At 68.8% G+C, this 16,856-nt stretch carries 17 protein-coding genes and 3 tRNA genes; 11 read left to right on the top strand and 9 right to left on the bottom strand.

Annotation, left to right across the window (positions count from 1 at the left end):
- Positions 1 to 43: 43 nt before the first annotated feature.
- From ACFOW8_RS04385 to ACFOW8_RS04375, 3 genes are read right to left on the bottom strand one after another with little or no spacing between them, the layout of a single operon-like run.
- Entirely contained in the window at positions 44 to 661 is a 618-nt protein-coding gene (locus ACFOW8_RS04385; protein WP_378545773.1) for a putative glycolipid-binding domain-containing protein, read from the bottom strand.
- A 49-nt stretch (positions 662 to 710) separates the two neighbouring features.
- On the bottom strand, positions 711 to 2,555 hold the full coding sequence (locus ACFOW8_RS04380) for an ABC transporter ATP-binding protein (RefSeq protein WP_378545770.1): 1,845 nt from the start codon (positions 2,553 to 2,555) through the stop codon (positions 711 to 713).
- The gene (locus tag ACFOW8_RS04375; protein WP_378545767.1) at positions 2,552 to 4,384 is read right to left on the bottom strand and encodes an ABC transporter ATP-binding protein; all 1,833 of its coding nucleotides are present in this window, start codon (positions 4,382 to 4,384) and stop codon (positions 2,552 to 2,554) included. Before ACFOW8_RS04375 ends, ACFOW8_RS04380 begins: the two co-directional genes overlap by 4 nt.
- Positions 4,385 to 4,615: 231 nt before the next feature.
- Here ACFOW8_RS04375 and ACFOW8_RS04370 point away from each other — a divergent pair, with 231 nt between their 5' ends.
- Positions 4,616 to 5,749, top strand: a complete 1,134-nt coding sequence (locus ACFOW8_RS04370) for a DNA cytosine methyltransferase (RefSeq protein WP_378548457.1) — start codon at positions 4,616 to 4,618, stop codon at positions 5,747 to 5,749.
- On the top strand, positions 5,746 to 6,222 hold the full coding sequence (locus tag ACFOW8_RS04365) for a very short patch repair endonuclease (protein WP_378545763.1): 477 nt from the start codon (positions 5,746 to 5,748) through the stop codon (positions 6,220 to 6,222). The genes ACFOW8_RS04370 and ACFOW8_RS04365 overlap by 4 nt, the downstream gene beginning before the upstream one ends.
- Before the next feature lie 24 nt (positions 6,223 to 6,246).
- Here the strand turns inward: ACFOW8_RS04365 and ACFOW8_RS04360 are convergent, their stop codons facing one another.
- Complete coding sequence (locus ACFOW8_RS04360) at positions 6,247 to 6,375, bottom strand: hypothetical protein (RefSeq protein ID WP_378545760.1); 129 nt, start codon at positions 6,373 to 6,375, stop codon at positions 6,247 to 6,249.
- Between the two features lie 151 nt (positions 6,376 to 6,526).
- Between ACFOW8_RS04360 and ACFOW8_RS04355 the strand changes: the two genes are divergently transcribed.
- The 3 genes from ACFOW8_RS04355 to ACFOW8_RS04345 all read left to right on the top strand — a co-directional run bounded on the left by ACFOW8_RS04355 (position 6,527) and on the right by ACFOW8_RS04345 (position 8,535).
- On the top strand, positions 6,527 to 7,201 hold the full coding sequence (locus ACFOW8_RS04355; protein ID WP_378545757.1) for a DUF998 domain-containing protein: 675 nt from the start codon (positions 6,527 to 6,529) through the stop codon (positions 7,199 to 7,201).
- A 67-nt stretch (positions 7,202 to 7,268) separates the two neighbouring features.
- Positions 7,269 to 7,664: a RidA family protein gene (locus tag ACFOW8_RS04350; RefSeq protein WP_378545754.1), complete on the top strand. Its 396-nt coding sequence runs from the start codon at positions 7,269 to 7,271 to the stop codon at positions 7,662 to 7,664.
- Between the two features lie 145 nt (positions 7,665 to 7,809).
- Positions 7,810 to 8,535 (top strand): maleylpyruvate isomerase family mycothiol-dependent enzyme, encoded by a 726-nt coding sequence (locus ACFOW8_RS04345; RefSeq protein ID WP_378545751.1) that lies wholly within the window; start codon positions 7,810 to 7,812, stop codon positions 8,533 to 8,535.
- A gap of 57 nt (positions 8,536 to 8,592) precedes the next feature.
- Here the strand turns inward: ACFOW8_RS04345 and ACFOW8_RS04340 are convergent.
- The 3 genes from ACFOW8_RS04340 to ACFOW8_RS04330 all read right to left on the bottom strand — a co-directional run bounded on the left by ACFOW8_RS04340 (position 8,593) and on the right by ACFOW8_RS04330 (position 9,617).
- Positions 8,593 to 8,665 (bottom strand) — tRNA-Arg (locus ACFOW8_RS04340).
- Positions 8,666 to 8,697: 32 nt separating this feature from the next.
- A tRNA-Ser gene (locus ACFOW8_RS04335) sits at positions 8,698 to 8,787 on the bottom strand.
- 92 nt (positions 8,788 to 8,879) lie between these two features.
- The gene (locus tag ACFOW8_RS04330) at positions 8,880 to 9,617 is read right to left on the bottom strand and encodes a dienelactone hydrolase family protein (RefSeq protein WP_378545748.1); all 738 of its coding nucleotides are present in this window, start codon (positions 9,615 to 9,617) and stop codon (positions 8,880 to 8,882) included.
- Positions 9,618 to 9,694: 77 nt separating this feature from the next.
- On the opposite strand from ACFOW8_RS04330, the gene hisC reads away from it, so the two are divergent.
- From hisC to ACFOW8_RS04315, 3 genes are all read left to right on the top strand, one after another.
- Positions 9,695 to 10,771: a histidinol-phosphate transaminase gene (gene hisC / locus ACFOW8_RS04325; protein ID WP_378545745.1), complete on the top strand. Its 1,077-nt coding sequence runs from the start codon at positions 9,695 to 9,697 to the stop codon at positions 10,769 to 10,771.
- Between the two features lie 328 nt (positions 10,772 to 11,099).
- Positions 11,100 to 12,188 carry a nitric oxide synthase oxygenase gene (locus tag ACFOW8_RS04320; protein ID WP_378545742.1) on the top strand — a complete coding sequence of 363 codons (1,089 nt, stop codon included), beginning with the start codon at positions 11,100 to 11,102 and terminating at the stop codon, positions 12,186 to 12,188.
- A gap of 98 nt (positions 12,189 to 12,286) precedes the next feature.
- Complete coding sequence (locus tag ACFOW8_RS04315) at positions 12,287 to 12,655, top strand: nuclear transport factor 2 family protein (RefSeq protein WP_378545739.1); 369 nt, start codon at positions 12,287 to 12,289, stop codon at positions 12,653 to 12,655.
- A 42-nt stretch (positions 12,656 to 12,697) separates the two neighbouring features.
- Here the strand turns inward: ACFOW8_RS04315 and ACFOW8_RS04310 are convergent.
- A tRNA-Ser gene (locus ACFOW8_RS04310) sits at positions 12,698 to 12,785 on the bottom strand.
- A 93-nt stretch (positions 12,786 to 12,878) separates the two neighbouring features.
- Between ACFOW8_RS04310 and ACFOW8_RS04305 the strand changes: the two genes are divergently transcribed.
- Positions 12,879 to 13,865 carry an NAD(P)H-quinone oxidoreductase gene (locus ACFOW8_RS04305; RefSeq protein WP_378545736.1) on the top strand — a complete coding sequence of 329 codons (987 nt, stop codon included), beginning with the start codon at positions 12,879 to 12,881 and terminating at the stop codon, positions 13,863 to 13,865.
- A gap of 68 nt (positions 13,866 to 13,933) precedes the next feature.
- On the opposite strand, the gene ACFOW8_RS04300 is transcribed toward ACFOW8_RS04305, so the two are convergent.
- Positions 13,934 to 15,136: a cysteine desulfurase-like protein gene (locus ACFOW8_RS04300; protein WP_378545734.1), complete on the bottom strand. Its 1,203-nt coding sequence runs from the start codon at positions 15,134 to 15,136 to the stop codon at positions 13,934 to 13,936.
- An 87-nt stretch (positions 15,137 to 15,223) separates the two neighbouring features.
- On the opposite strand from ACFOW8_RS04300, the gene ACFOW8_RS04295 reads away from it, so the two are divergent.
- Positions 15,224 to 15,811, top strand: a complete 588-nt coding sequence (locus ACFOW8_RS04295) for a bacterial proteasome activator family protein (RefSeq protein WP_378545731.1) — start codon at positions 15,224 to 15,226, stop codon at positions 15,809 to 15,811.
- A 210-nt stretch (positions 15,812 to 16,021) separates the two neighbouring features.
- A complete protein-coding gene (gene wzm / locus ACFOW8_RS04290) occupies positions 16,022 to 16,849 on the top strand; it encodes a galactan export ABC transporter permease subunit Wzm/RfbD (RefSeq protein WP_378548454.1) in 828 nt (275 codons plus the stop codon).
- Positions 16,850 to 16,856 lie beyond the last annotated feature (7 nt).

Here is a 16,856-nt window from a genome sequence, read left to right as displayed (position 1 = left end):
GGCAGGGTGGGAGCTGGCCGGCCGTGGCGCGAGCGCCCAGAGATCAGACCCGTTCGGCGAGGCCGGGGTAGTCGAGTACGAAACCTTCCGCGTCGACCGTCAGCGTGGCGCTGGAGACCGGGGAAAGCACATTGATGCCGTCGGCCGCGCTCGAGTAGGTGAGCTCGGCCTCCTGCACCAGCAGATCGGGCAACCGCACGTACACGACCGGGACCTGCATGTCACCGACCGCGTGCTGCAGGGCGTACCGGCGGATCGGCAGCGTGTTGAAGAACGGGCTGAGCACCACGTCGACGTCGAGCGCGCCCGCGAAGGTGGAGCGCACGTGGCTGCCACCCGCGTCGACGAGCCAGTAGTCCTCCTCGTCGCGGGAGATGGAGGCGTGTCGTTCGCCCGCGGCGGTGGTGGTTCGCAGCGACAAACGCCGGGTAGCGCCCGCCTCGTCGGTGACCAGATCGTAGGACGCGCTGAACGCCGGGTGCTCGTCGCAGGCGCTGCCGATCATCCGGCCCGCCGCCCTGATCCGGTTGCCGTTGACCGTCACCCGGACCGATTCCATCCGGGTGTTGTCGTGGGCCCGCCAGGTGAGCACCGCGGGCCACCGGGAGGCCGGTCTGTTCTCGGTGGGGCCATCGGCGTGGCCCGGCGCTGGGGTCGTCACCTCTCTACGGTAAGCGACACCAGCCCCGCTGCTGTACAACACGGTGGCATCAGACCAGCGAATCCCGCCACGCGGCGTGCAGCCCAGCGAAGCGGCCCTGCCCGTTGATCAGTTCGGCCGGTGCGCCGTCCTCGACCACCCGGCCCGCGTCGAGCACCAGCACCCGGTCGGCAATGGCGACGGTGGAGAGCCGATGCGCGATGATCACCGCGGTGCGCCCGCGCAGCAGCGTCTCCAGCGCGTGCTGGACCAGCCGTTCACCGGGGATGTCCAGGCTGGAAGTGGCCTCGTCGAGCACGATCACCGCCGGGTCGGCGAGAAACACCCTGGCGAAGGCCACCAGCTGACGCTGCCCGGCCGACAATCTGCCACCCCTGGTCCGCACATCGGTGGCGTACCCGTCGGGCAGCGAGCGCACGAACACGTCCAGCCCCACCGCCATGGCCGCCGCGGCGACCTCGGTGTCACTCGCGTCCGGCCTGCCGAGGCGGATGTTGTCGGCGATGGTGCCGGAGAACAGGTACGCCTCCTGGGTCACCATCACGATATGCCTGCGCAGTTCGGCATCGGCCAGCTCACGCAGATCGACACCGTCGAGGGTGATCCTGCCGCCGCTCGGGTCGTAGAACCGGGTGAGCAGCTTGGCCAGCGTCGATTTGCCCGCACCGGTCGCGCCGACAAGCGCGACCACCTGCCCGGCCGGGATGTCCAGATCGAACTCGGGCAGGACAGCCGCGCCGGCGTGATAGCCGAACCACACCTTGTCCATCCGCACCGCCCCACTCGCCCGGTCCAGCGCCACCGGTTGGGCGGGTTCGGCGACCTCGGGTTCCTCCTCCAGCACACCGGAGATCTTCTCCATGGCCGCCGCGGCGGACTGGTAGGAGTTGAACACCTGGGCGAGTTCGTCGAGCGGGCCGTAGAACTGGTCCAGGTAGAGCAGGTAGGCGGCGAGCACACCGATCGCCAGATTGCCCTCGATCACCTGCCAGGCACCGACCAGCAGCACGATCACCGTGGTGACCTTGCCGATGAAATTGGACAGGCCCGCGTAGTCGCCCATCCCGCGGATCGCGGTGGTTGTCGCCCGCTGGTACTCGCTGTCCTCGGCGCCGAGCACCTCCCTGTTGCGCTCCTCCCGCCGGAACGCCTGCACCGCGCGCATCCCGCTCATCGACTCGACGAACTGCACGACGACACGGGCGATCGCCCCGCGCGTGCGCCGGTACCCGGCCCGCTGCCTGCGCTGCGCCCAGCGGGTGACCAGCACCAGCGGCACGAATCCGACCAGCACGATGGTGGCGAGCATCGGGTCGAGCCAAACCAGCAGCACGGCAATGGAAACCACCGAGAGGATCGCGCTGAACGCCTGGTTGAGCGCACCCTCCAGCAGCTCCTGCAGGGTCTCGATGTCGCTGGTGAGCCGGGTGACGATCTTGCCCGAGGTGTACGTCTCGTGGAAGGACACGCTCAACCGCTGGGTGTGCGCGAACGCCCGCACCCGCAGATCGAACAGCACCCGCTGACTCAGCGAACCCGCGCACCGCAGGAACAGATAGGTGGTGATGCCCGACAGGGCGGTGACGCCGACGAAGCCTGCCACCGTCGCGATCAGCGGCGTCCAATTGCCCTGTCTACCTTGGCCGATGCCGTGATCGAGACCATAGGCGATGAACAGCGGCAGCGACACCTTGGCCGCGTTGTCCAGCAGGATCAGCGCGAAGGTGAGCACCGCCTGCTTGCGGTATGGCCGCACCAGATCGAGCAGTAGCCGCCGGGATCGCCCGGCCAGCACCAGATTTCCGGTCCCGGTGACGGCATCGTCCTCCTTGGCGATGCCGCGCCAGTCGGCGGCCTGTTCGGGCGCGGCCCGAATCTCGGTATCGGTGCTCATGATTCACCTCCCATCAGTTCGCGGTAGTGGCTGTTGGTGCGCAGCAGCTTCTCGTGGACGCCCTCGGCGACGATGCGTCCGTCGGCCAGCACGGCCACCCGGTCGGCCAGTGCCGCCGTGGACGGCCGGTGCGCGACCAGCAGGGTGGTCGCGCCGGAAAGCACCGTGCGCAGCCGGTTCTGTACGCGCTCCTCGGTTTCCACGTCCAGTGCCGAGAGCGGGTCGTCGAGCACCATGATCCGGCCGTGCTCGGCGGCCGCCTCGCCGACGAGCACAGCCCTGGCCAGGGCAAGGCGCTGCCGCTGCCCGCCGGACAGACTCATGCCCTGTTCACCGATCCTGGTGTCGAGGCCCCACGGCAGCGCGTCGACGAACTCGCTCGCCTGGGCGATGTCGAGTGCCTGCCGCACATCGGTATCGGAGGCGCCGGGATCGCCGAGTGCCACGTTCTCGCGGACGCTGGCCGAGAACAGCACCGGCTCCTCGAAGGCCACGGTGACGATCCGGCGCAGGTCGGCCAGGCGCAACGTGGCGATGTCGACACCATCGATGCTGATACGGCCCGCGTCGACGTCGTAGAGCCGGGGAATCAGTTCGAGCAGCGCGGTCTTGCCGCTGCCGGTCGCGCCGACCAGTGCGAGCGTCTCACCCGGCCGGATCCGCAGCGAGACGTTCTCCAGCACCGGTTTGCCGGTTGCGCCGTCAGCGACCGGGTGGGCGAAGCGCACCTGGTCGATCACCAGCTCGCCGCGTGCCGCTGCGGGCAGGTCGACCGGTTGCGGCGGATCGGTGATGTCGAGCGGGGTATCGATGATCTCCCAGAACCGGTCGGCCGCGGTGCGTGCCTCGAACAGCTCCGAAAGCAGGAAGCCGATCCAGATGATCGGCCACTGCAGGAACGTCGCCAGAGTGATACTCGCGACCAGGGTGCCCATCGTCATCGAACCCTGCACCACCGAATAGCCGCCGATGCCGAGCGATACCGCGATCGCGATCGTCGGCACCGCGACCAGCGCCGCCCACAGGGTGGCGTCCAGGCGCACCTTCACCAATTCGGTCTGCTGCAGTTCCCGCGACAGCGCGGTGAATCGCGCACCGAAGTGGCTGCCGCGGCCGAGCGCCTTGAGCACTCGCACCCCCTGCGCCGACTCCTGCGCGATGGTCGCCAGATCGCCCGCCTGATCCTGAGAACGCCGCGAGGCCACTTCGAAACGCCGCACGAAGCGCGTGCAGACCACCGTGAGCGGCAGCGAGATCACCGTGAAGACCAGCCCCACTTGCCAATTCATCGCGAACAGGGCGAGCAGACCGACCGGAAGGAACACGCCGTTGACGATGAGGAAGGGCCCGGCGAACGCGACGAAGCGCCGCAGCACCGCCAGGTCGTCGATCGCGCGCGAGAGCAGCTGACCCGACTGCCAGGCGTCGTGCCTGCCGATCGCGAGCGCCTGCAGCTGGGTGAACAGCTTGGCCCGCATCGTGATCTCGAACAGCGTCGATGGTTTGGACACCAGCCATCGCCGCCCCCACATGCCGAGCGATTCCATCGCCCCGAGGACGAAGACCAGTGCCACCGGGGCGAGCAAGCCCGCGAAATCCCGTTGCGCGATCGGACCGTCGATCACCCTGGCGATCACCAGCGGGACCGCGATCGCGGCGACCGAGGTGACGATCGCGAGCACGTTGGCCGCGATCAACGGCACCCGATAGGGCCGGAGATGGGGCAGAAATCGGCGCAGCGACCCCAATCCCGCGCTGGACCGCGGCGCGGGCCGCCCCGATCTGTCGGCCTCCGATTCGGTGGCCGCCAGCTCCAAAGTGACAGACAAGACTCCCCCTCGGTGTCCGGTGGATGGTTGATTTCCGGAACGGACGCCAGATGATGTTCGCATCGGGTCCGACAGGTTCGGCTCGTCCAGAGTCTCACCGGACCACCGGAGCGAGCCACTGATTTTCCGGCCGCCGCGGCGCCGACCAGCGGCCCGATACAATTCGCCGCAGGTGTGCGCAGCGGGTCGCCGGACAGCGAGCCCAACAACACAGGAGGGCCGTTGACTCGGATGGTCGGGCTGTTCGCCGGGATCGGCGGGCTCGAACTCGGCCTCGGCGCGCACGGCTGGTCCACGGAGTTGCTGTGCGAGATCGACCCCGGCGCCAAGGGCGTGCTCGCCGCGCGTTTTCCCGATACCCCGCTGCACGGCGACATCACCCGGCTGCGTTCCCTGCCTGCGGGCACCGAGCTGGTCGCCGCCGGTTTCCCGTGTCAGGACCTGTCCCAGGCTGGCCGGACCGCGGGCATCACCGGCCGCCGCTCCGGCCTGGTCGACGAGGTGTTCCGGCTGGTCCGCCGCAAAGCGGGCCCGCGTTGGCTGCTCATCGAGAACGTCCCGTTCATGCTCCAGCTCGGCCGAGGCGCGGCGATGCGCCACATCACCGGCGCGCTCGACGAGCTCGGATACACCTGGGCCTATCGCGTCGTCGACGGGCGCGCGTTCGGGCTACCGCAGCGCCGCCAGCGGGTGTTGATGCTGGCCTCCCGGACCGAGGACCCACGTGCCGTGCTGTTCGGCGACGACGCGGGCCCGCGCGAGTACGGCGACCCCGACCGCGATCCGTGCGGCTTCTACTGGACCGAAGGTGTGCGGGGCCTCGGGTGGGCCGTCAACGCCGTGCCGACCCTGAAGGGCGGCTCCGGCCTCGGTATCGCGAGCCCACCCGCGGTCCGGCTGCCCGCCGGGGAGATCGTGACCCCCGGCCTCGTCGACGGTGAGCGGCTGCAAGGCTTCGACGCCGACTGGACCGCACCGGCGCTCGAGGTGCCGGGTGTCCGGCAGGGACATCGCTGGAAGCTGGTCGGCAACGCGGTGAGCGTGCGCATGGCGAGCTGGGTCGGGGCACGGCTGGCCGCGCCGTCGGCACCGCTGACGGTGGGCGAGCCGCTGCGCACCGGTGCGCCGTGGCCGAACGCCGCCTGGGGCAGAGCCGGTGTGGTGCACCGGGTTCCGCTGTCGACCTGGCCGGTGCATGAGCCCTACGAGGACCTGAAGAACTTTCTCACCGAGCCGCGGCTGCTGTCGCCGCGAGCCACCGCGGGCTTCCTGCGCCGCACGGAGAAGGGCAATCTGCGTTTTCCGCCCGGCTTCCTCGACGATGTCCGCGATCACCTCGACCGCATGGGCGGTTGGGCGGCATGACCGCACGGCGGACCACACCTCGGCAACCCGCGATGCCGGGCCAGGCTCCGCGCACCGACCCGGCCACCAGCGCGCGGATGTCGCGCCAGCGGCGGGCGAATACCGGCCCCGAACTCGCCTTGCGGCGGGAACTGCACCGTGCGGGCCTGCGCTATTTCGTCGACCGGCCACCGATCCTGGGTCAGCGGCGCCGCGCCGATGTGGTGTTCCCGCGGCTGCGCATCGCCGTCTACGTCGACGGATGTTTCTGGCACCGCTGTCCGGAGCACGCGACGGACCCGAAGAACAATGCCGAGTGGTGGGCCGCGAAGCTGGCGGGCAATGTGGCACGGGATCGCGCCACCGACGCCACGCTGGCGGCGGCGGGCTGGCGGGTCGTGCGGGTGTGGGAACACGAGGATCCGCACCGGGCCGCCGAACAGATCGCCGCCCTTGTCCGTGCCCGCCGCGTGTCCGGCGGGTCACCGGGCTGACGAACCGAGTGATCGACCCGCGGTTCAGCGCCGGGGCGGGGTGCTGTGAACCCGGACTCGCACCAGCGACCGTGGCGCGTTGGCCGCGGCGAATCCGGAGACCGCCATCGCCAGGACAACGGCGAATCCGGCCAGTGCGATCACGTAGCTCATCTAGACCTCCTGCTCGGTGACGACAACCAGCCTGCCCGGCGAACCTGACAGCAACCTGTGCGCGCTGTGATGAAACCACGAGCGCGGCGTGCGACGCGCCCGATCCCGCCGATGAACCCGCCGCGCGAGCACCGGCGCGACAATGGTCGACGTGCCTGAATCCACGCGGAGTTCCCGTGGCGTCACCGTGGTGATCGCGTTGGCGATCGCGCTGGCTGGGCTGTGCTATTCGTCCTGGGTGCTCGAGTTCGTGCTGCCGGTCGATACCGATCCGGTCGACGACTTCCTCAGCGAGCTCACCTCCGGCGACCGGCCCTACCACCAGGTCTTCGCCACCGCGGACAAGCTGGTCGGGCTGCTGTTGATCCCCGCGGCGGTCGGTGCGTTGCTGGTGTTCCGCCGACGCGGGCTCACCACCGTCGGCTGGGTCGCACTGGGGTGTTTCGGCGCGGCCACGATCGCCGACGCCATGTTCCCGCTGCGTGACTGCGCCGCCGCCGACAGCGGCTGTGGCGACGGCCTGATCCCGCAGTTGCGGCAACCACACGCACTCACCAGCACGCTGGCCGTCACCTCGATCGCGGTGGCCGCCTTCGCGTTCACTCTCGCCGCCCATCGCTATCACCGCTGGCGGATCCTGCGGGTGTTCGGTGCCGTCGTGCTGGTCACCGGAGCGGTGGCGACCGTCTGGATGCTGGTGGCCGACAACCTTTCCGGCTCGTACGCGCTCGGCATCGCCCAGCGCATCCAGGTGGGAGCGATGTCGCTGTGGCTGCTCACGCTCGCGGCGGCCGTGCTGGCCGAAGCCGGCGAGTGGATCGAGTGACCGCGACCTGGCCGGGCCCGCGGCACCGGCATTGTGCGGCATCGCGCGATGAATGATCCTGACTGCCATGAGCACAACTCGGGTGAACATTTCCTCCGCCTCCGATTTCGAAGATGTCGTCGGGTATTCGCGTGCGGTCCGGGTGGGTGATCACGTCGTGGTCAGCGGTACGACGGCGGCCGCCCCCGGTGGCGGGGCGGTCGGTGGTGACGACATCGGCGCGCAGACCCGTGAGGTGCTCGCCCGCATCGCCACCGCGCTCGACCAGGCCGGGGCGAGCCTGCGGGATGTGGTGCGTACCCGCATCTTCGTCACCGATATCGCCCGCTGGCCCGAGGTCGCCGCCGCGCATTCCGAGGTGTTCGACAAGATCCGCCCCGCCGCCTCGATGTACGAGGTGACCGCGCTGATCGCGCCCGAACTGCTGATCGAGATCGAGGCCGACGCGATCGCCGCGAGCTGAATCGTCACATACGGGCGGTCCTCGGCAGGGCCGTCAGGTGCCGAGAACTCCCCAGTTGTCCACAGGTTCGCGGTTATCCACAGGCGAGTACGGACACCGACGTGATCGCCGGTGTCCGGCAGCGCAGGCAACTACGCTCGATCCCGTGACCAGCGCAACGGCAACTCCCACCGACCTGCTCGCCCAGGTCGCCACTTCGACCGCCCGCTTCGACGCCGCCATCGGCGCGCTCACCGAGGCCGACCTGCGTGCACCATCGCGGCTGCCCGGCTGGACCCGCGGGCATGTCGTGGCGCATATGTCCCGCAATGCCGACAGCCTGCTGAATCTGCTCCTGTGGGCGCGCACCGGCATCGAGATCCCGCAGTACGCGAGCCCGGCGGTGCGCGATGCCGACATCGAGACCGGCGCGCCCCGCCCGCTCGACGTCCAGCACGCCGACTTCACCGCCGCCGCGCACCGCTGGCAGGCGGTGGCCGCCACGATGCCCGCCGAGGCCTGGCAGGCGGTGGTCCGCAATCGCCAGGGCGGCGCGCTCACCGCCGACCAGATTCCGTGGATGCGCCTGCGCGAGACCGAGATTCATCACGTCGACCTCGGCGTCGGCTACACCCCTGCCGACTGGCCCGCCCCCTTCGTCGCCCGCCTGCTCCCCGAAGCCGTCACCGACCTGTCGGCGAAACTCGTCCCCGACGCCACCCCCGCCTTCGACATCCAGGCCACCGACACCGACTTCATCGCCACCATCGGCCCCGGCCGCCCCCACCACACCGTCCTCGGCCCTTCCCCCGCCCTACTCGCCTGGCTCCTCGGCCGCTCCCCCGGCGCCGACCTCACCGGCCCCCTCCCCCCACTCCCCGCCTGGAAGTAGGACACCGAAACGAAATCCGCCTCCTACCGGCTGACGCTGGTAGGAGGCGGATTGTTGTGCGCCCGAAGGGATTCGAACCCCTAACCTCTTGATCCGTAGTCAAGTGCTCTATCCGTTGAGCTACGGGCGCATGGTCTTCAGTTGTACCCGGCGAACCGGGTGTGGCGGAGGCGAGAGGATTTGAACCTCCGGTCCCCGTGAAGGGACAACTCATTAGCAGTGAGTCCCATTCGGCCGCTCTGGCACGCCTCCTGGAGCCTTCTCTTCGAGGGCACCGGTCCTTGTCGAACCGCCGGGAATGAAGATTACACGAGCAGTTCATGTAGTCCAAAACGCCTGGTCAGCTAGCGTAGGTTGCTGTCGAACCAGTCGTAGATGCGGGTCTGCGAGTCGATCCGGATGGCATTGGCGGCGTCGTCGTCGGGATCGGGTCGGTCGGCGCGGTGCGTGAGGCCGGGATAGGTGATGGTGAGACTGGCCACATTGGCACGCGCGGTGGCGTCGCGGAGTCGGTCGACGGCCTCGGGTGGGGTGGCCGGGTCGTCGGCGCCGAACAGGCCGAGCCACGGCGCCTGCAGGCTGGCGGCCACCTCGATCAGGGCGACGTCTTGGTCCGGCAGTGGTTCGGTGATCCCTGGAGCCGCGACGCTCACCGCGGCGCCGATCGGCCGGTTGGTGGCGACGAGGAACGCGGCGGTGCCCGCGGTGTCGAAGCCGAGCACGCCGATGGTGTCGGGGAAGACACCGCGCCGGGTGAGCCAGTCGAACCCGGCGTCGAAGTCGTCGAAGAGTTCGTCGCCGAAGACCTGGTGCGTCTCGTCGTCGGTGATCCGGTCGAACAGGTGCGGCGCGACGACGATCCAGCCCTCCACCGACAGTGCCCGCATCAGGTCGATCAGCTGGGGCGAGAATTCGCGCGATTCGTGCAAGACGACGATGCCGCCGCGGGCGACCCGCTCCGGTTCGACCACGGTGATGGGCACCGTGGTCCGCGTCGCGGTGGCTGCCATCTCGGTATCGCGCGCCTCGACGGTGGGTTCCACCTGCCGAAGCGGGGCGACGTCGTCGTAAGTGCCCGCCATAAACCCAGCGTAGGCGGCAGAACTGTGGATGGGTAGGTCTTTCCCGCCGCGCCGCGCCTCGGCCGTAGGGTGGAGGGGTGACCGCGCACATCCGCCCCGACCTCGCCACCATCCCGGCCTACGTACCCGGCCGCAACCACCCGGACGCGGTGAAGCTGGCCTCGAACGAAACGACCTTCGGCCCACTGCCGAGCGCGGCGAAGGCGATCGCGGAATCAGCCGAGCAGGCCAACCGGTACCCGGACAACCAGGTCACCGAGCTGAGGGCCGCGCTGGCCGACTTCCTCGGTGTGACCGTGGCCAACGTGGCCGTCGGCTGCGGCAGTGTGGCGCTGTGCCAGGAGCTCGTGCAGATCACCTGCGACGCGCCTACTGATGAGGTGGTGTTCGCCTGGCGCTCGTTCGAGGCGTACCCGATCGTCACCCAGGTTGGCAATGCCACCGCGGTGCCGGTGCCGCTGGCCGACGGCCACCTGCACGACCTGGACGCGATGGCCGCCGCGGTCACCGCGCGCACCAAACTGGTCTTCGTCTGCAATCCGAACAACCCGACCGGCACCGCGCACGGGCGCGCCGAACTGGAGCGCTTTCTGGATCAGGTGCCCGCCCACGTGCTCGTGGTGCTGGACGAGGCTTACTACGAATACCTGCGACTCACCCCGCAGACCCGCCCCGACGGCGTCGAGATCGGCCGTGACCGCCCGAATGTGGTTGTGCTGCGCACGTTCTCGAAGGCCTATGGGCTGGCGGGCCTGCGCGTCGGCTACGCCGTCGGCGATCCGGAGGTGATCACCGCGCTACTGAAGGTGCACATTCCGTTCAGCGTGAACCGGGTGGCGCAGGCGGCCGCGATCGCCTCGCTGGAGGCGCGCGGCGAACTGCTCGACCGCACCGACGTCCTGGTCGCCCAGCGGGCGCAGGTGCGCGACGCGCTGCTGGCCGCCGGCTACGCGGTGCCGCCGAGCGAGGCCAATTTCGTCTGGCTGCCGCTCGGCGCGAACAGCATGGCATTCGCCGAGGCAGGTGCCGCGGCGGGCGTGCTCGTGCGACCGTTCGCCGGCGACGGGGTTCGGGTGACGATCGGCGATCCGCACGAGAACGAGCAATTCCTCGCCTTCGCCACCGCCCCGGAGAACGCGGCCCGGTTCCGGTAGGTCAGCCCTTCGTCAGTGGGCCTTGACGTCGGGTCACGGTGGCATTACAGCGATTTCGAGCACACCGCCAGCACACCGGTCGTAGGCTGGTGTACAGCGAATCTCGGAGTTCTCACAGGACGACCAGGTAGGGGGTGAGCGTCGACCGGGTATCGGTCGACGCGTGCCTCCGGTCGAGCAAAGCGTTGTCGGCAGGTGGTCGTCCCACATCCCGGGTCCGCCTGCACGGCCAAGCACCCGCCGCCCGACCGGAGATGTACCCGTGAACCAACGCTCTCGCCCCGCTGTCTGCGAAACGCCCTCCACCACAGTCACTTCAACGGATGACATGGCCGTTCCGGGCAACGCGCTGGATCAGCGGTTACAGGATTGCGACGACTTCTTCCGGCAACCCGAATTGGGTCATCTCCCCGTCCAGCGGCGCCTGAACGCGCTGGCCGAACTGCGAGCCACCGGCAGCTATCAGCAGACCGCCGAGGAGATCCTGATCGGCGCGAAGCTGGCCTGGCGCAACCATGCCCGCTGCGTCGGCCGCAAGCATTGGCGATCGCTGAAGCTGCTCGACGCCCGCCGGGTTACTTCCGCGCGAGAGCTTTCCGAGGCCTGCTGGCAGCACCTGCGGCTGGCCACGAACGGCGGCGCGATCCAATCGATGATCACCGTCGGCCCGCAGTACGAGCCCGGCCGCGAATACCGGATCGTGAGCTCGCAGCTGATCCGCTACGCGGGCTACCCCAACGGCGACGGCACCGTCACCGGCGATCCGGCCAATATCGCAGCGACCGAGGAGGCGATGACCCTCGGCTGGCGCGGCGCACGCACACCGTTCGACATCCTGCCGGTGCTGATCAGCACGCCCGACGAAGGCCTGACCTACTTCGAGGTACCGCGCGAGCTGGTCCGCGAGGTCGACCTGAGCCATCCCGACTACCCGTGGTTCGCTACCCTCGGCCTGAAATGGCACGCGCTACCGGCGGTCTCGAACATGGATCTGGAGATCGGCGGGATCACCTATCCGTTCGCCCCGTTCAACGGCTGGTATGTCGGCACCGAGATCGGCGCGCGCAATCTCAGCGATACCGACCGCTACAACATGCTGCCGCTGATCGCCGATATGATGGGGCTCGACACCTCCTCGGTTCGCACCCTGTGGCGCGACAAGGCGCTGATCGAACTCAATCACGCCGTATTGCACAGCTTCCGTACCTCCGGCGTGCACATGGTCGACCACCACACCGTCGCCAAACAGTTCTGCGATCACGTCCAGCGCGAGGAGGCGGCGGGCCGCCGCTGCCCCACCGACTGGAGCTGGATCAATCCGCCGATCTCCTCGGGACTGACCCCCACCTTCCACCGCTACTACGACGCGCCCGACCTCGACATCCGGCCGAACTTCGTCAAACGCGCCGACAACTGATTCGACAGTTCCGCGTGGCGATCGACCGGCGTAAAGTCCCTGGGTACGGGCCGAATCGCCCTGGTCCGGCTCGCTGACGACAAGCGAGGAGACCCACGATGAGCACCGCTTCCAGTTCGGGATTCGATGCCGAGGCGCTGCGCCGCGGTATCGAGGGCCGCGACGCGCAGACCCTGCTTACGCTCTACGGCGACGACGCCGAGATCCGCATGGTCGACCACAACGACCAGCCGAGTCATCCCAAGGTCCTGCACGGGCGTTCCGCGATCGGCGAGATGTTCACCGACGTGTGCGCCCGCGAGATGACCCACACCTTGGAGAGCATCTTGACCGACGGCGACCACATCGCCTTCGTCGAGTCCTGCCGCTACCCCGACGGCACCCGCGTTCTCGTCCACTCCATGGCCGACATCCGCGACGGCCGCATCGTCGACCAGACCTCGATCCAGGCCTGGGACGAAGCCTAGCCACGGTCGGGCACCGAGCCGACAGCTAGATCCAACGGACGCTGGCGGAGACGGAGGGATTTGAACCCCCGATGGTGTTACCCATGCTCGCTTTCAAGGCGAGTGCATTCGGCCGCTCTGCCACGTCTCCTTCGCCTGCGATGGTAGCGGACGCATGGGCTCCGACTCTCGCGAGTATTCGGGGTGATCTCCGCGGCGGTGGTTCACGGTGGAGGATTGGCCCATGCGTGCAATCGAATTGAACGGGTTCGGTGGGCCAGAGGTGATGGCGTGGACGGTGACGGTCGACCCGGAGCCGGGGCCCGGTGAGGTACTGGTCGAGGTGGTCGCGGCGGGGGTGAACCGGGCCGACGTGCTGCAGCGGCGCGGGTTCTATCCGCCGCCTGCCGACGCGAGCACGGTGCCGGGGCTGGAGTGTGCTGGGACGATCGTCGCGCTCGGGGACGGTGTGCGCGAGTGGCGGGTGGGCGATCGGGTGTGCGCGCTGTTGTCCGGCGGCGGGTACGCCGAACTGGTCGCGGTGCCTGCGACCCAGCTGCTGCCGATCCCGGACGGGCTCGATCCGGTCGCGGCGGCCGGCCTGCCCGAGGTGGCGGCGACGGTGTGGTCGAACCTGGTGTCGACGGCCGGACTGCGCGCAGGCGAGCTGGTGCTGATCCACGGTGGTGGTGGCGGGATCGGGACGCACGCGATCCAGGCGGCCAGGCAGCTCGGCGCCCGCGTCGCGGTTACCGCGGGCTCGGACGAGAAGCTGGCCAAGTGCGCCGAGCTGGGCGCCGAGCTGCTGATCAACTACAAGACCGAGGACTTCGTCACGGCTATCGCCGACCAGGGTGGCGCCGACGTGATTCTGGACAATATGGGTGCGCTGTACCTCGAACGCAATGTGGAGGCGCTGGCATCGCGCGGACGGCTGGTGGTGATCGGCATGCAGGGCGGGGTCTCGGGCACGCTGAATCTGGCGACACTGCTCCGCAAATGGGGCACCCTGCACGCGACCAACGTGCGGAACCGGCCGCGCACCGGCACTGGCAGCAAGGCGGAGGTGATCGCCGCGGTGCGCGAGCGGCTGTGGCCGCTGGTGGCTGCGGGCGAGGTGGTGCCGGTGATCTCGGCGGAACTGCCGATCACCGAGGCGGGGCGGGCGCATGAGCTGCTGGATTCGCCGGAGACCTTCGGCAAGATCGTCCTGCGGGTGGACCAACGCTGAGCGCGCACAAACGCACCGGATGGTCGAAATTGCGACCGTTCGGCACAGAAGTGTGTGACTACCGTGGCCTACTCGAGCGCCCCAAGCGCCCGGCCGAGCTGATCGATCTCATAGCGCGTGGTGTACGGCGCCAAACCTATGGTGACGGCGCCGCCCTCGTCGTTGACGCCGAGCGCGTCGAGCAGCCTGCTCCCGCCGTGCACCCCGCTGACCGTGCCGATCCGGTTGTCGGCCAGCTTCGCGGCGACCTTCTCCGCCTGCATCCCCGCCATCGTGAAGCTGACGGTGGGGATGCGAGTGGAAGCCCTGCCGATCACGGTGAGGTTGTCCACCTTCTCGAGTACCTGCATCAGATGGTCGAACAGCTGATCGTGATAGTCCTGCAGCGAGGTGATCGACATCTCCAGCCGTTCCCTGCGGCTGCCTCGCGCGCGCTCGTCGAGCCCGGCGAGGAAATCGATCGACTCGGTGAGCCCGGCGAGCAGCGCGTACTGATGCCCACCGACCTCGAGCCGTTCAGCGCCCTTGGCATAGGGGTTGAGCGACATCGACGGGATGCGGTCGAGGAAGGCCGGGTCGCGGAATACCAGCGCGCCCACCTGCGGGCCGCCCCACGACGGCGCGCTCAGCGCGACCACGTCGGCGTTGAGTTCGTCGATATCGATCAGCGCGTACGGTGCCGCGCCGAACGCGTCGGCGACCAGCAGTCCGCCCACGTCGTGCACCCGGTCGGCGGCCACCCGGACCGCGGGCGCCGAGCCGACGATCGGGGACGCCGCGGTGAGCGCGACCAAGCGCGCAGTTGGGCCGATGAGCTCCTCGAACTGCCACGACGGCATCTCGCAGGTCTCGATCTCGACCTCGGCCCAGCGCACATGAGCGCCGTAGCGGTTGGCGATGCGCAGCCAGGGCGCGACATTGGCCTCGTCGTCGAGCCGGGACAGCACGATCCCGGTGCCGAGACCGAGCCGGGAGCTCAGCGATTCGGCCAGCCAGGCCAGCAGCACCGCGCGATCGGGTCCGAGCACGACGCCGGCCGGATCTCCACCGACCAGGTCGGCGACCGCCGCACGGGCGGCGTCGAGAATCGCGCCGCTGCGGGTCGCCGCGCCGTGGCGGCCGATGTGGGAAAACGAGGAGGTGCGGAAACCCGTTGACACGGCACGCGATACCGAATCGGGAACGAGCATCCCCGCCTGCGGATCCAGATGAATCCAGCCGTCGCCCAGGGACGGTATCAGGCCCCGAACCCTCGCGACGTCATAAGTCATGCCCGCCACTTTAAGGGCAGCAGCCGTCCCGAGGTAACCGCGTCGGGGTTTTAGCGCGAACCCGACACACACGCAATGATGGGGGGTATGACGCACTCGGAGGATGAACCGGAAACCATCGTCGTGATCGGTCCCGACGGCCGTCCGCTCACCGTGCCCGCCGACCAGAACGGCGGTGCCGCCTTCACCGGACAGGTCGTCTCCGACGACGAGAAATCCGGCGCCGATGACACCGAGAACGGCGAATCGCTGGCCGACATGGTCGAGCAGCCCGCCAAGGTGATGCGCATCGGCACCATGATCAAGCAGCTGCTGGAAGAGGTGCGGGCCGCTCCCCTCGACGACGCGAGCCGCAGCCGCCTCAAGGAGATCCACAAGTCCTCGGTCCGCGAACTCGAGCAGGGCCTGGCGCCCGAGCTGCGCGAGGAGCTGGAACGTCTCACGCTGCCGTTCACCGACGAGTCGGTGCCCTCCGACGCCGAGTTGCGGATCGCGCAGGCCCAGCTGGTCGGCTGGCTGGAAGGGCTGTTCCACGGTATCCAGACCGCGCTGTTCGCCCAGCAGATGGCCGCGCGCGCCCAGCTGGAACAGATGCGTCAGGGCGCCTTGCCGCCGGGTATGCACGCGGCGGGCGACCAGAAGCACGGTCATGTGGGTGGGGGACAGTACCTCTAGCACACCGCGTACTCGCCCAGGTCCAACCCTGTAAGGTCGGGGACCGTGCCCGCAGCCGCCGCCCGCCCCGAATCGGTCTCCGACCAGAGTGACGTGCGTCCCGAAGAGAGCCCCGTGCATTCCGAAGACACTCCCGCAGGCGACACCGAGCCGGCCACGGTAGCCGAAGCCGAGCACACCACCGACGCGCCGCCGCAGGCCGCGACACCGATCGTGTCGGATTCGCAGACGTTCAAGCGCGCGTTCAAGGACATGCGCGACGGCTTCGGGCAGCGCGAACTCTGGCTGTCGCTTGGCTGGCAGGACATCAAGCAGCGCTACCGCCGCTCGGTGCTCGGCCCGTTCTGGATCACCATCGCGACCGGGTTGCAGGCGTTGGCGATGGGGCTGCTGTATTCGACGCTGCTGAACCAGCCGCTGCGCGAGTACCTGCCGTATGTGACCATCGGCCTGATCATCTGGAACGTGATCAACGCCTCGATCCTCGAGGGTGCCGATGTCTTCATCGCCAACGAGGGCCTGATCAAACAGTTGCCGTCGGCGTTGAGCGTGCATGTGTACCGGTTGGTGTGGCGGCAGTTCCTGTTCTTCATCCACAACGCGGCGATCTACGCGCTGCTGCTCGTGGTGTTCGCGCTCTGGCGCAACCTCGATCTGTCGGTGCTGTTGGCGATCCCCGCGATCGGGTTGCTTTTCCTCAACGCGATGTGGGTGTCGATCGTGTTCGGCATCTTCTCCACCCGCTACCGCGATATCGCCCCGATCCTCGGCTCGATGACGCTGATGCTGTTCGTCCTCACACCGGTCATGTGGTCGACCAAGGCGCTGGAGAACGCGGTCGGCGGGATGAGCGACCGGGCCAAACTGATCGAGATCGTGCCCACCTTCCACTACCTGGAGATCGTGCGCGCTCCGCTGCTCGGCGAGCCGTCGCAATGGCATCACTGGGCGATCGTGCTCACCATCACGGTGGTGGGCTGGGTCGTCGCGATCCTGGCGCTCAAGCAGTACCGTGCCCGCGTCCCGTACTGGGTTTAGGAGCAGT

Origin of the sequence: Nocardia rhizosphaerae, assembly GCF_042650365.1 — a bacterium.
In the GTDB taxonomy this organism is placed as follows: Bacteria; Actinomycetota; Actinomycetes; order Mycobacteriales; family Mycobacteriaceae; genus Nocardia; species Nocardia rhizosphaerae.
The sequence above is the reverse complement of the archived record's forward strand: the minus strand, read 5'-3'. Positions and strand labels throughout refer to the sequence as shown.